This window comes from Bacillus sp. FAU20, from assembly GCF_056033865.1.
In genome coordinates this window covers 242,639-256,096 of record NZ_JBVYHY010000022.1, presented here as the reverse complement: position 1 = coordinate 256,096, position 13,458 = coordinate 242,639, and the positions used below count along the sequence as shown (strand labels likewise).

The following is a 13,458-nucleotide window of genomic DNA, read 5'->3' as shown; positions in this document are numbered from 1 at the left end:
ATGACAACTCAAAAAATTAGATTGTTCTAATGGGATGGTGAGTAAGTATGCACGCAGAAAAATTAGGAAGTGAAATTAAGAGAATTAGGGTGATGAGAGGATTAACACAGAAACAGTTATCCGAGAACATATGTCATCAATCGGAAGTAAGTCGAATTGAATCGGGCGCGGTATACCCAAGTATGGATATATTGCAAGGTATCGCAGCAAAATTACAAGTTCCCATTATTCATTTTTATGAGGTACTCATTTATTCTGATATTGAAAGAAAAAAACAGTTTAAAGATCAAATCATTATGCTTTGTAAGCAAAAAAGATATAAAGAAATTTATAATAAAGTATGGAATGAGCTGAAAAAGGAAGAATATCATCCTGAATTTCAGCAGTTTCTTCAATGGCAATATCATGTAGCAGCTTACATATTAAAGAAAATCGATTACGAATATTGTATTTTAGAATTGAAAAAATTGTTAAATCAACAGTTAGCTGGAATAGACGTATACCAAAATCTTTATATAGAAAATGCGATTGCAAATATTTATGCTGAAAATAGCTATTTTAAGAAGAGTATTGAGTTATTTGAAGATATATTAAAACAATTAGATGTATTGCATGATAATGAAGAATTTGAAGTGAAGGTAAGATATAATCATGCAAAAGCATTATATTTAGATAATCAATATGAAGAGTCACTTTATCAAGTAAATAAAGCGATTGAAATATCATGCCGAATTAATAGTATGGCATTAATTGGACAGCTATATTATCAAAGAGGTGAATGCCTAGGGAAGTTGGAGTACGATGAGGCAGAGGTTGAAGATGCATATAAAAAGGCAAGTTTCTTTTTTGATATATTAGAAATGCATGCATATAAAGAAGCGCTCGTAAATAAAATCAGTAGATAAATATCCTAAAAAATGGGTATGCATAATTGCATATAATAGGGATAAATTTTCATGATATATTAAAATAAAAAATGTGGGTGATGGAATATGAAGAAATTACTTATTGGTAGTTTATTAACGTTAGCGATGGCATGGGGTATTTCATTAGGCGATACGGCATTAGAGAAAAGCCATATAATTTCTCATAACGATCAAGAGGTACAATTAGCTAAAGATTTACCTTTTGAATATTAAAAAACAACCGTCTTACTTAGGCGGTTGTTTTTTTATGGAGTAACATCCAAACGTCTTTACTAGAAACAGGTTTGCTAATAAAGAATCCTTGAATGTGATCACAATTTTGTTTATGTAAAAATTCCCATTCTTCTGCTGTTTCTACACCTTCTGCAATCACTTTTAAATTTAGTTCTTTTGATAGTGTAATAATGGAAGAGACAATTGCTTCTTCTAAAGGACTAGTTGTAATTCCACAAATAAACTCTCGAGCGATTTTTAATGTGTTGATTGGGTATTTTGTTAAATAAGCTAAAGAACTATAACCAGTTCCAAAGTCGTCGATTGAAATTTGAATACCGAGATTTTGAAGTTGTTCTAGTTTTGCAACTACAGATTGATTTTGATTAATTGCGATGCTTTCCGTAATTTCAATATCTAGTGCTTCTGGTTTCAGTTCTGTTTCTTCCAACACCTTTGAAATAGTTGGGATTAAATCTGCATGGTTAAATTGAACAACAGATAAATTTACACCAACTTTTAAGTGAGAAAAACCTTGATTATGCCATCTTTTTGCCTCTAAGCAGGCAGTACGTAAAATCCAATTGCCAAGTTCAATAATAAAACCAGTTTCCTCTGCTAGAGGGATAAATTGGGCAGGAGATACGATACCGAGTTTTGGATGCTTCCAACGTATTAATGCTTCAAAACCGATAATTTGTTTTGTTTTTGTGCTTACTTGTGGCTGGTATTCAAGGAAAAATTCATTTTGTTGTAATGCTTTTGAAAGTTCACCTTCTAAGAATTGAATTTCATTTTGAGCGATACTCATTTCTTTTGAGAAGAAAACAAATCTGTTTTTTCCATTTGCTTTCGCACGGTACATAGCCATATCAGCATTTTTCATTAACTCATTTACATTAGTTCCATAATCAGGGTACATCGCAATTCCGATACTTGGTGTAATAGAGAGTTCTTCGCCTTGAATGAAGAATGGTTTGTTTAAAATAGTTAAAATCTGTTCAGCTATAAAAATTGCACTTTTTTCTGAGTACATTTCTGGTAATAGAATTGTAAACTCATCTCCACCTTGGCGAGCGACGATATCTTTTGAACGCAAGCAACCGCGTAATCTTTTTGCTACTTCAATTAATAATAAATCTCCGACGTCATGACCAAGTCTATCGTTAATTTTTTTAAATCGATCTAAATCAAGGAATATGACGGCAACATCATTTGCGTTAGTTTGGGCTGTATTTAAAATGGCTTTTAAATCTTTTTCGAACTTTCGGCGATTTGGTAATCCAGTAAGTGCATCGTGAAAGGCTAAATGCTCTACTTGTTTTTGTTTTTCATATAAAGTTGTAATATCACGCGCTATCCCAAACATTCCGACCACTTCTTTGTTTATAAAAGTAGGGATAAGTGTAATATGAAGATAATAATAATAGCCTTCTTGTTCTTTTGTACGAACTTCTAACGTTTGTGGCCTACCTTCCTTTGTAATTTGTAAAGCCTTCTTTAGTAGTTCGTGGTCTTTTGAATCAATGAAGTGTACCAGAGAATAGCTTCCTACTTCACAATAATAGGCAGTAAATAAGCTTTCGCATGCCTTATTAGATTGTTGAAAAATGCCATTCATATTTAAAGAGAAAACGGCATCGGGATGATCTTCGAATAAAGACTTATAGCGTTGTTCACTTTTTGATAATGCAAATGCACCTTCTTCAACTTCGTCCTCTAGTTGTGTAGTCAACTGTTCATATGTAAGGATTAGTGCTTGATTATCTTTCCACATGTAAAGTTGCCGCAAGAATAACAAAATAAGTGATAATACAAGACCAATTAACATAAATTTATCATCCCAAGGTTGAATGATAATAAAGGAAAAAGTAATAATTATACTAAAATAAGGTAGTATAAAACGTACATAATCGAATCGATAATATTTTGCTTTCGTTTCATGCTGCATTGGTTTATCCAATATATATAGTATGGAAGAAAGTCCAATTAATAAAATAGAAGCAGTGTGTATTAAATAATTAAATTCAGGAGAAGTTTTCATCCCAAAATTTAATTGAAACAGATGAATGTAACCGTATACGAGTATAATAGTGAAACCGATAATTAATGCGATTCTACTAGAAGAATATTGTTCTCTTCTATAAAGACTAATAACGGCGTAAATTACTAATGATTGTGCAATAAAATAGCCAATTAAAATCCAAGTTTCCTTTGTTAACATACGGAAGCTTGAAAGGTCCAAGATAAAAGTTAAAGTGAAATAAATGTTCATAATAACAATAAAGATGCTATCGAATGAAAATTGAGCAAGACCCTTAATAGAGTAAATTTTTATAAACTTTATAGCAAATCCAACAAAGAGTAAAACATATTGTATGATAAAAAAAGGTAATGCTTTATATGAGAATATAACTTGCTCATGAATGGAAAGTGAATGAAGGAATAAAGTTATCTCCATAGCTAACCCGCATAGACAAGTACATAATAATAAAATCCAAAATAATTTATCACCATGTGTCATTTTTCTAATCGCTTTACATAAGCAATAGCAAGAAAAAAGTGCAGCGAAACAGAATAAGAAAAGAATCCCGGTTTCTTTTATATTCAACTCATTTGGTATAAGGAATATCCAAAGAGCAAATATAAATATGTATATTATGACAGATTGTATATACTTTTTTTGATTAATCATATTATGACTCCGTTTCAATAAAGTTGAATCTCGGGGAGAAAATGCTAATTTAAATAATAGCATATAAAATAGAATGTTTTTTACTATAAAAATTACTTTTTTGAAAAAATGGTACAAAGTTACAATTTACCACTGTAACTTTGCACCACCTATTCTTTTCATTCCTCTTATAGCAGAAAGTTCGTCTATTAATTGGAATAGTGCTAAGTCTTTTTGTTTACTTTCAATCATAATATCGAAATTATGATTGTTTTTTTTCGCAATGTGTAAGAAGGGCTTAATAAACTCTAAATCGATATATTCAGCATGGGCCCTAAATTCTTTTTCCGATCTCGGGGAGGAAATGTGAACTTTAGGAGAAATATTTGTATGTGACCAAGTTTCAAAAATTGCAGGAAGCAACTCTTCTAGTGGTTCTTCGCAAAGATTGGCCATATGATGATGATAATCAAATACAAATGGAATATTTTCTTTTTGGCAAATTGATAAAGTTTCAGCAGTTGTATATGTTTTATCATCGTTTTCAAGAGTCATTTGTTTTTTTATATGTGTAGGAAGTTTTTTTATGTTTTCATGGAAGCGCTCAATTGCCTTTTCTTTATTTCCATAGGCTCCACCTACATGAATATTAATGTAAGAAGAATCTGCAATGCCTATAGCATCTAATATTTTATAATGATAAGTCATATCCGTAATAGCGTTAGTAGTAATATGTGGCTTGTCGCTTGTAAATAGCGTAAATTGATTTGGATGAAAACTTATTCGTAAATTGTGTTCTTTAATTAAAGCCCCTATTTTACGCCAAAGTGGTGTGAATACCCCAATATAGTCAAACTCGACTTCGGGATGTGTTGCAAGTGGGACGATGGAAGATGATAGGCGATATAGTGGGATTTCATGTGCTATATTGTAATGAAGGATACGTATTGTGTGCTCTAAATTTTGCCTTATAACATGGTACAGTTTGTCTTCTCGTTCTTGCTTGCTGAGTTTCTTAAAGCTTGTAAACGTCATTGTTTTGGCAGGAGAACAGTCCCAGAGTGCCATTGCATGTGAGACATATCCAAACCGTATAATCATATGAGATACCCCCTTTTATTCATTGTTTTTCCTATAAAAAGAAAGCAAGCATTGTTCCAATCCATTCCTTTCCTCTATCGATAAGAGAAGGCGGGTTTACATCACTATAGGAAAGTACGGATGCATTCTCTAGATCTTCATGGAATTTATTTTTTACTGTTTGAATGAAATGTTTATTATATAACAGGCAGTTTATTTCATGGTTAATATATAAACTTCTCATATCAAAGTTTGCCGTTCCGATATCACAAATATCATCGTCCACTATAATAATTTTGGCGTGAAAAAATCCTTGTTGAAATGCATAAATATTGCAACCAGCCTGTATTAATTTTCGGCAGTACGGGAATTTTGCTTCTCGAACGAGAGGGTGATCAGCTTTTTCTGGAACAAGAATTGTGATTTGAACCCCTCTTTCTCTTGCTTTTAATAAGGCATTCATAATTTTTTTTCCAGGAATGAAATATGGTGTACCGATACAGATTTCTTTTTTTGCCCCGTTAATTAAATGTAAAAAAGTATGTTGTAAATAAGCACCATCAGTCGGAATAAATTGATGCAGGATGGTACCTGGTTTTTGTTTTGGAAAATAAAGAGAAGCATCCAATAAATTCTGTTTCGTATCATCAAACCAGTCATGCAAAAATTGCTTTTGTAAATCTTGAATCCCTTCTCCTGTAAGACGTAAATGATAGTCTCGCCATAATCCTAAATATTCATTATGCCCTAGATACTCTTCGCCGATATTAAATCCCCCGATATAGCCGGTTTTCCCATCAATCACTGTAATTTTCCTATGATTTCTTTGATTAGCAGAAAAGAAAGGCAGAGGAAATTTTACCTTATGACAAAATGAAAAAGATATACCATGTTTTTGCAGGGAGCGAATAGCTTCGTTTGATAAAGAATGGCTGCCAAATCGATCAAGTAAAAGTCGTACTTCAATTCCTTCCTGAGCCTTATCAATCAGCAATTTTAAAAATTCACGACTGATTTTATCGTTTTTTACAATGAAGAATAAAATATGAATGTGATGCTGTGCTTGTTTTATATCAGTAAATAAAGCGTCATATAAATCTTTCCCGTATGTATAAAGGTGAAAATCACTTTGACGTAAAGGGAAAGTGCGAGGGCTTACTCGTTTTAAATGAAGAAGTCGCCCGTATGAAAGGTCAATTGTAATCCAAAGAGCAACGGATATTAACAAAAGAGATAAGTAGAGCATCAGTGAATTCCCTCCTTCGCATTCTTTTCACCTTCAGTGTGTTACAAATGATACGGGTAGCATGGCTCTTATTATAAATTTTATTAGAGGATAGTATGTTGCACTGATTAAAGTTTCACTTTATCCCGCTTTAACGGGCAGTAAGCCATTCAACTCAAAACTGTTGAATAAGTAGAAGTTAGTTTGGAAATCAACTGCCCGTAAAAGCCCGATTGGTTCAACTAATAATCAGCGGGGGATGAACCGCCCCTACTGATTAAAGTTTCACTTTATCCCGCTTTAACGGGCAGTAAGCCATTCAACTCAAAACTGTTGAATAAGTAGAAGTTAGTTTGGAAATCAACTGCCCGTAAAAGCCCGATTGGTTCAACTAATAATCAGCGGGGGGATGAACCACCCCTACTGATTAAAGTTTCACTTTATAGTTTCACCGAAATAAACAGCTTTATGAAAAAATGTGTTGTTCTATAACAAAAAACTGTTGACTGAATGCTCACTCATTATATAATGGGGATAGGGGATATAATTCAGAAAATTATATATTTTTGAAGATTCGAAAAAAGAAAGAGGGCTTACAAAGAGAGGGGTAGCATAAAAATGAATAGCTTACTGATCATTAATTGGCTGGCTGCCATTGCTGTTATTGCTTATGCAGGATATTTGTTTGTATATCTTATACGGACGAGAATGGCCTACATACAATTAGGGAAAAAAATTGAATTTGACCGTCGTTTTAAAGAGCGTTGGGATCTCCTTAAGGTCAATGTTTTCGGTCAGAAAAAGCTGCTGAAAGATAAGAAAAGCGGCATCATTCACGTTATGTTCTTTTACGGATTTATTCTTGTCCAATTTGGAGCAATTGACTTCGTTTGGAAAGGACTCGCACCAGGATCACATCTTCCACTTGGACCACTATACCCTGCATTTACATTCTTCCAGGAAATTGTCACACTTGTTATTTTAATTGCAGTATTTTGGGCTTTTCATAGACGTTATGTAGAAAAGCTTGTTCGTTTAAAACGTAACTTCAAATCAGGTCTTGTTCTTATCTTTATCGGTGGCTTAATGATTTCTGTGCTACTTGGTAACGGTATGGGAATTATATGGCATGGCGAGGAGCTTTCATGGAGTGAACCAATTGCTTCTGCAATCGCTTACGTTTTTAGCGGGATAAATGAAACCGTAGCCATTTCAGTGTTCTATTTTTCTTGGTGGGTGCATTTACTAATTTTGTTAACGTTTTTAGTGTATGTTCCACAATCAAAACATGCGCATTTAATTGCGGGACCAGCTAATGTATTCTTCGGTCGTCTTTCAAACCCAGGGAAGCTTGAAAAGATTGATTTTGAAGATGAAACGCAAGAAACATTTGGTGTTGGTAAAATTGAAGACTTTAGACAAAATCAACTTATTGACTTATACGCTTGTGTAGAGTGTGGCCGTTGTACAAATATGTGTCCGGCAACAGGAACAGGAAAAATGTTATCGCCGATGGACTTAATTTTAAAACTTCGCGATCATTTAACTGATAAAGGAGCTGCGGTAACATCAAAAGCACCGTGGGTTCCAGTAGTTGCCTTCAATAATACACAAGGAAATCAGTTAGCGATGATGGCAGCTGGAAAAGGACAACAAGAATCAGCGTCTACAACACTCGCTTACGATCCGAGTTTAATCGGAGATGTTATTACAGAAGAAGAGATTTGGGCATGTACAACGTGTCGTAACTGTGAAGATCAATGCCCAGTTATGAATGAGCATGTTGACAAAATTATTGATTTACGTCGATATCTCGTTTTAACAGAAGGAAAAATGGACGCGGAAGCACAACGCGCGATGACAAATATCGAGCGTCAAGGAAATCCGTGGGGGCTGAACCGTAAAGAGCGTGAAACATGGCGCCAAGGTGATGACGAAGTAACAGTTCCAACTGTAAAAGAAAAATCAAAAGCTGGGGAGGAATTCGAGTATTTATTCTGGGTTGGTTCAATGGGATCATACGACAATCGTAGTCAGAAGATTGCGATATCGTTTGCGAAGTTAATGAACGAAGCAGGCATTTCATTCGCAATTCTCGGTAATAAAGAAAAGAATTCTGGAGATACACCACGCCGCCTCGGAAATGAATTTGTATTCCAAGAGATGGCGACAAAGAATATCGAAGAATTTGAAAAGGCAGGAGTGAAGAAAATCGTTACGATTGATCCTCATGCTTATAACACATTTAAAAATGAGTATCCGGACTTTGGCTTGCAAGCAGAAGTCTATCATCATACAGAATTGTTAGCTCAGTGGGTGAAAGAAGGGCGCTTAAAGCCTGTTCACGCTATTGAAGAAACAGTTACGTACCATGATTCCTGTTATTTAGGAAGATACAACGAAGTGTACGAAGCGCCACGTGACATTTTGAAAGCGATTCCTGGAGTGAATCTTGTAGAAATGGCACGTAATCGTGAAACGGGAATGTGCTGTGGCGCAGGTGGTGGCTTAATGTGGATGGAAGAAACAACAGGTTCTCGTATTAACGTTGCTCGTACAGAACAAGCATTAGCTGTACAGCCATCCATTATTGGTACAGGTTGTCCATATTGCTTAACGATGATCAGTGATGGAACGAAAGCGAAAGAGGTAGAAGAGAAAGTTCAAACTCTTGATGTGACAGAGATTTTAGAACGATCTGTTATCGGACAGAAAAAAGAAGCGATGTAGTTTGTAAGAATGTATACAACTTTAGAAAGAGGTGCAATGATTGCACCTCTTCTCAACGTAGGGATACCGAGCGAGCGCTCAGTGTTAAAAAATGAAATGGGGGAAAGAAACATGAGTAAAACAGTTATTTTAAGTGCTGCAAGAACACCAGTTGGAAAATTTGGAGGATCTTTAAAAGATGTAAAAGCGACGGAACTTGGAGGAATTGCAATTAAAGCAGCGCTTGAAAGAGCAAATGTTGCGGCTAGTGATGTTGAAGAAGTTATATTTGGAACGGTTATTCAAGGTGGGCAGGGACAAATTCCATCGCGCCAAGCTGCGAGGGCTGCTGGAATCCCTTGGGAAGTGCAGACGGAAACAGTGAATAAAGTTTGTGCATCAGGGCTTCGTGCGGTTACTTTAGCGGATCAGATTATTCGTACTGGCGATCAATCACTGATTGTAGCTGGCGGTATGGAGTCGATGAGTAACAGTCCTTACATTTTACGTGGAGCAAGATGGGGATACAGAATGGGCAACAACGAAGTTATTGATTTAAACGTTGCTGACGGTTTAACATGCGCATTTTCAGGTACACACATGGGCGTTTATGGCGGAGAAGTTGCAAAGGAAGATGGAATTTCTCGCGAAGCGCAAGATGAATGGGCATATCGTAGCCATCAGCGTGCGGTTTCAGCGCATAAAGAAGGGCGTTTTGAAGAGGAAATCGTACCAGTAACGATTCCGCAAAGAAAAGGCGATCCTATTGTCGTTGCAAAGGATGAGGCGCCACGTGAAGATACAACGATTGAAAAGTTAGCAAAGTTAAAACCTGTATTTGATAAGACAGCGACGGTGACAGCTGGTAATGCGCCAGGACTAAACGATGGTGGTGCCGCACTTGTATTAATGAGCGAAGACAGAGCGAAGCAAGAAGGAAGAAAGCCATTAGCGACAATTTTGGCGCATACAGCAATTGCAGTGGAATCTAAAGATTTCCCAAGAACGCCAGGTTATGCAATTAACGCATTGCTTGAAAAAACAGCCAAGACAATTGAAGACATCGATTTATTCGAGATTAATGAAGCATTTGCAGCGGTAGCAATCGCAAGTACAGAAATCGCAGGAATTGATCCAGAAAAATTGAATGTAAATGGCGGCGCAGTGGCGATGGGACATCCGATTGGAGCAAGCGGAGCGCGCATTATCGTTACACTAATCCATGCACTTAAGCAGCGCGGCGGCGGAATTGGAATTGCTTCGATTTGTAGCGGTGGCGGTCAAGGGGACGCAGTGATGATTGAAGTTCACTAATTAAAGTTCGAGGGTATAAAATTTATTAACAATTAAGGGGGAAGAAAAAATGGGTGTACAAAACATTGTTGTAATTGGTGCAGGGCAAATGGGATCAGGAATTGCACAAGTATGTGCAATGGCAGGATATGACGTGAAGGTACAAGATTTAAAACAAGAGCAATTAGATAGAGGATTGGCTATCATTACGAAAAACCTAGCGCGCCAAGTAGAAAAAGGACGCATGAAGGAAGAAGAGAAGGAAGCGACATTAAATCGTCTTACAGTAACGCTTGATTTAGATTGTGTGAAAGAAGCGGATCTTATTATTGAAGCAGCTGTTGAGAAAATGGATATTAAAAAGAAAATCTTTGCGAATCTAGATGAAATTGCTCCAGAACACGCAATTTTAGCGACGAATACGTCATCTCTGCCAATTACAGAAATTGCAGCGGTAACGAAGCGTCCGGAAAAAGTAATCGGTATGCACTTTATGAATCCAGTTCCAGTTATGAAGCTTGTTGAGATTATTCGTGGTTTGGCTACCGATGATGCGGTATATGAAGCAATTGAAGATATTACGAAAAAAATTGGGAAAGTACCAGTTGAAGTGAATGATTTCCCAGGTTTTGTATCAAACCGCATTTTGCTACCGATGATTAACGAAGCGATTTATACGTTATATGAAGGTGTAGCGACGAAAGAAGCAATTGATGAAGTCATGAAGCTTGGTATGAACCATCCGATGGGGCCTTTGACACTCGCTGATTTTATCGGTTTAGATACGTGTTTATACATTATGGAAGTGTTGCATGAAGGATTAGGAGATAGTAAATATCGCCCATGTCCGTTATTACGTAAGTATGTGAATGCAGGATGGTTAGGGCGTAAAACAGGTCGTGGATTCTACGTTTACGAATAAATGCCCCCTTTGTTACAACATAGTGGTCTTACCAAATTATTTAAAGGATATATAGCAAATGGAGGCGGAATATATGAACTTTCGTTTTAATGAAGAGCAGCAAATGATGAGGAAAATGGTTCGGGACTTTGCACAGAAGGAAATAGCTCCCTTTGTTCCTAGCATGGAACAAGGGGTGTTCCCGAAAGAGATTTTGCAAAAGATGGGTGAACTTGGATTAATGGGTATTCCAGCGCCTGCAAAATACGGCGGGGCAGAAATGGACTTTATTTCTTACATTCTAGCAATTGAGGAAATCTCAAAGGTCAGTGCAACAGTTGGTGTAATTTTAGCTGTACATACGTCAGTTGGAATGAATCCGATTTTATATTTCGGAACAGAAGAACAGAAGAAAAAATATGTTTCTAAACTTGCAACCGGGGAATATTTAGGCGCATTTGCTTTAACAGAGCCAAATGCAGGATCAGATGCAGGGAGTTTGAAATCAAGAGCTGTGAAAAAAGGCAATCATTATATTATTAATGGATCGAAAGTGTTTATTACAAATGGTGGTGAAGCAAGTACATACATTGTATTCGCTTCTACAAATCCAGAGGCAGGAAAAAGTGGTATTTCTGCATTTATAGTAGAGAAAGATACACCTGGTTTAATCATCGGAAAAGATGAACATAAGATGGGACTTCTCGGTTCTCGTACAGTACAACTTACTTTTGAAGATATGAAAGTGCCAGCTGAGAATTTACTTGGGGAAGAAGGACAAGGATTCAAGGTGGCGATGGCGAATTTAGATGTTGGGCGAATTGGAATCGGTGCACAGGCGTTAGGAATTGCTGAAGCGGCGCTTGCATGTGCGATTGATTATGCAAAAGAACGAGAACAATTCGGGAAGCCCATTGCGGCGCAGCAAGGGATTGGCTTTAAACTTGCAGATATGGCAACAAGTGTCGAGGCAGCAAGGTTACTCGTATATAGAGCGGCATCTCTTAGGGCACAAGGATTACCATGCGGTAAAGAAGCATCTATTGCGAAATTATTTGCTTCTAAGACAGCGGTTGAAGTCGCGATTGAAGCAGTGCAAGTATTTGGTGGTTACGGTTATACGAAAGACTATCCAGTAGAACGATTTTTCCGTGATGCGAAAATCACGCAAATATATGAAGGAACAAGTGAAATACAGAAACTTGTTATTAGCCGTGCTTTATAAAAGGGCGAGGGGGAGACGGAGATGCATTTTAAACTATCAGAAGAACATGAAATGATAAGAAAAATGGTTCGAGATTTTGCTAAAAATGAAGTGGCACCAACAGCAGCTGAGCGTGATGAGGAAGAGCGATTTGATCGAGAATTATTTGATCAAATGGCAGAGCTTGGTTTAACTGGTATTCCATGGCCTGAAGAGTACGGCGGAATTGGAAGCGATTACTTAGCGTACGTAATCGCTATTGAAGAATTATCTCGCGTTTGTGCTTCAACAGGCGTAACACTGTCCGCGCATACTTCACTTGCGGGATGGCCAATTTTTAAATTTGGGACGGAAGAGCAAAAGCAAAAGTTTTTACGACCGATGGCTGAAGGGAAGAAAATTGGTGCATACGGCTTAACGGAGCCAGGATCTGGATCGGATGCTGGTGGAATGAAGACAATTGCAAAGAGAGATGGAGACCATTATATTTTAAATGGATCAAAAATTTTCATTACAAATGGCGGTATTGCTGATATTTATGTTGTTTTTGCGCTAACTGATCCTGAATCGAAGCAGCGCGGTACGAGTGCATTTATTGTAGAAAGTGATACACCGGGATTTTCAGTTGGGAAGAAGGAGAGCAAGCTAGGGATTCGCTCTTCACCAACGACTGAAATTATGTTTGAAGATTGCCGTATTCCTGTAGAGAATCTACTTGGAGAAGAGGGGCAAGGGTTTAAAGTTGCGATGCAAACATTAGATGGAGGTCGTAACGGTATTGCGGCGCAAGCTGTTGGTATTGCACAAGGGGCTTTAGATGCTTCTGTAGAATATGCAAGGGAGCGCCATCAATTTGGAAAACCAATTGCGGCGCAGCAAGGGATTGGCTTTAAACTTGCAGATATGGCAACAGATGTAGAAGCGGCACGCCTTTTAACATATCAAGCGGCTTGGCTTGAATCAGAAGGGCTTCCGTATGGAAAAGAATCAGCGATGTCAAAAGTATTTGCAGGGGATACAGCTATGAAGGTGACGACTGAAGCGGTGCAAGTATTTGGTGGTTACGGCTATACGAAAGATTATCCAGTAGAGCGTTATATGAGAGATGCAAAGATTACACAAATATATGAAGGAACACAAGAGATTCAGAGGCTTGTAATTTCTCGTATGTTAACGAAGTAGGAACGAAAGCGTAGGTATTTTCCTACGCTTTTTCCTTCCAAAAAATAATAG

The 13,458-nt window shown here is 37.0% G+C and carries 10 protein-coding genes; 7 read left to right on the top strand and 3 right to left on the bottom strand.

The annotated features are described in order from the left end of the window. Positions 1–47: 47 nt before the first annotated feature. Positions 48–905: a transcriptional regulator PlcR gene (plcR, locus tag AC0OM3_RS19625; protein ID WP_474212760.1), complete on the top strand. Its 858-nt coding sequence runs from the start codon at positions 48–50 to the stop codon at positions 903–905. 87 nt (positions 906–992) lie between these two features. Continuing rightward, the gene (locus AC0OM3_RS19620) at positions 993–1,139 is read left to right on the top strand and encodes a quorum-sensing peptide PapR (RefSeq protein ID WP_000734730.1); all 147 of its coding nucleotides are present in this window, start codon (positions 993–995) and stop codon (positions 1,137–1,139) included. Between the two features lie 16 nt (positions 1,140–1,155). Here the strand turns inward: AC0OM3_RS19620 and AC0OM3_RS19615 are convergent, their stop codons facing one another. The 3 genes from AC0OM3_RS19615 to cls form a co-directional block, all read right to left on the bottom strand. Then, complete coding sequence (locus AC0OM3_RS19615; RefSeq protein ID WP_061884796.1) at positions 1,156–3,834, bottom strand: DUF4084 domain-containing protein; 2,679 nt, start codon at positions 3,832–3,834, stop codon at positions 1,156–1,158. 126 nt (positions 3,835–3,960) lie between these two features. Continuing rightward, entirely contained in the window at positions 3,961–4,914 is a 954-nt protein-coding gene (gene uvsE, locus AC0OM3_RS19610) for a UV DNA damage repair endonuclease UvsE (protein ID WP_000586777.1), read from the bottom strand. Positions 4,915–4,945: 31 nt separating this feature from the next. Continuing rightward, positions 4,946–6,139, bottom strand: a complete 1,194-nt coding sequence (gene cls, locus AC0OM3_RS19605; protein WP_474212757.1) for a cardiolipin synthase — start codon at positions 6,137–6,139, stop codon at positions 4,946–4,948. A gap of 597 nt (positions 6,140–6,736) precedes the next feature. Between cls and AC0OM3_RS19600 the strand changes: the two genes are divergently transcribed. The 5 genes from AC0OM3_RS19600 (at position 6,737) to acdA (ending at position 13,407) form a co-directional block, all read left to right on the top strand. After that, positions 6,737–8,848: a (Fe-S)-binding protein gene (locus tag AC0OM3_RS19600; RefSeq protein ID WP_001086769.1), complete on the top strand. Its 2,112-nt coding sequence runs from the start codon at positions 6,737–6,739 to the stop codon at positions 8,846–8,848. A gap of 9 nt (positions 8,849–8,857) precedes the next feature. Next, a complete protein-coding gene (locus AC0OM3_RS19595; RefSeq protein WP_474212754.1) occupies positions 8,858–10,141 on the top strand; it encodes an acetyl-CoA C-acetyltransferase in 1,284 nt (427 codons plus the stop codon). A gap of 49 nt (positions 10,142–10,190) precedes the next feature. After that, a complete protein-coding gene (locus tag AC0OM3_RS19590; protein ID WP_000538874.1) occupies positions 10,191–11,042 on the top strand; it encodes a 3-hydroxybutyryl-CoA dehydrogenase in 852 nt (283 codons plus the stop codon). 73 nt (positions 11,043–11,115) lie between these two features. Then, positions 11,116–12,246: an acyl-CoA dehydrogenase gene (locus AC0OM3_RS19585; RefSeq protein WP_474212752.1), complete on the top strand. Its 1,131-nt coding sequence runs from the start codon at positions 11,116–11,118 to the stop codon at positions 12,244–12,246. Between the two features lie 21 nt (positions 12,247–12,267). Beyond that, a complete protein-coding gene (acdA, locus tag AC0OM3_RS19580; RefSeq protein WP_000545543.1) occupies positions 12,268–13,407 on the top strand; it encodes an acyl-CoA dehydrogenase AcdA in 1,140 nt (379 codons plus the stop codon). Positions 13,408–13,458: the final 51 nt, after the last annotated feature.

Coding starts and splice junctions, on each gene's coding strand:
- AC0OM3_RS19620 (WP_000734730.1), top strand. CDS start 993: ATGAAGAAATTACTTATTGGTAGTTTATTAACGTTAGCGATGGCATGG.
- plcR (WP_474212760.1), top strand. CDS start 48: ATGCACGCAGAAAAATTAGGAAGTGAAATTAAGAGAATTAGGGTGATG.
- AC0OM3_RS19600 (WP_001086769.1), top strand. CDS start 6,737: ATGAATAGCTTACTGATCATTAATTGGCTGGCTGCCATTGCTGTTATT.
- uvsE (WP_000586777.1), bottom strand. CDS start 4,914: ATGATTATACGGTTTGGATATGTCTCACATGCAATGGCACTCTGGGAC.
- AC0OM3_RS19595 (WP_474212754.1), top strand. CDS start 8,858: ATGTATACAACTTTAGAAAGAGGTGCAATGATTGCACCTCTTCTCAAC.
- AC0OM3_RS19585 (WP_474212752.1), top strand. CDS start 11,116: ATGAACTTTCGTTTTAATGAAGAGCAGCAAATGATGAGGAAAATGGTT.
- cls (WP_474212757.1), bottom strand. CDS start 6,139: ATGCTCTACTTATCTCTTTTGTTAATATCCGTTGCTCTTTGGATTACA.
- AC0OM3_RS19590 (WP_000538874.1), top strand. CDS start 10,191: ATGGGTGTACAAAACATTGTTGTAATTGGTGCAGGGCAAATGGGATCA.
- AC0OM3_RS19615 (WP_061884796.1), bottom strand. CDS start 3,834: ATGATTAATCAAAAAAAGTATATACAATCTGTCATAATATACATATTT.
- acdA (WP_000545543.1), top strand. CDS start 12,268: ATGCATTTTAAACTATCAGAAGAACATGAAATGATAAGAAAAATGGTT.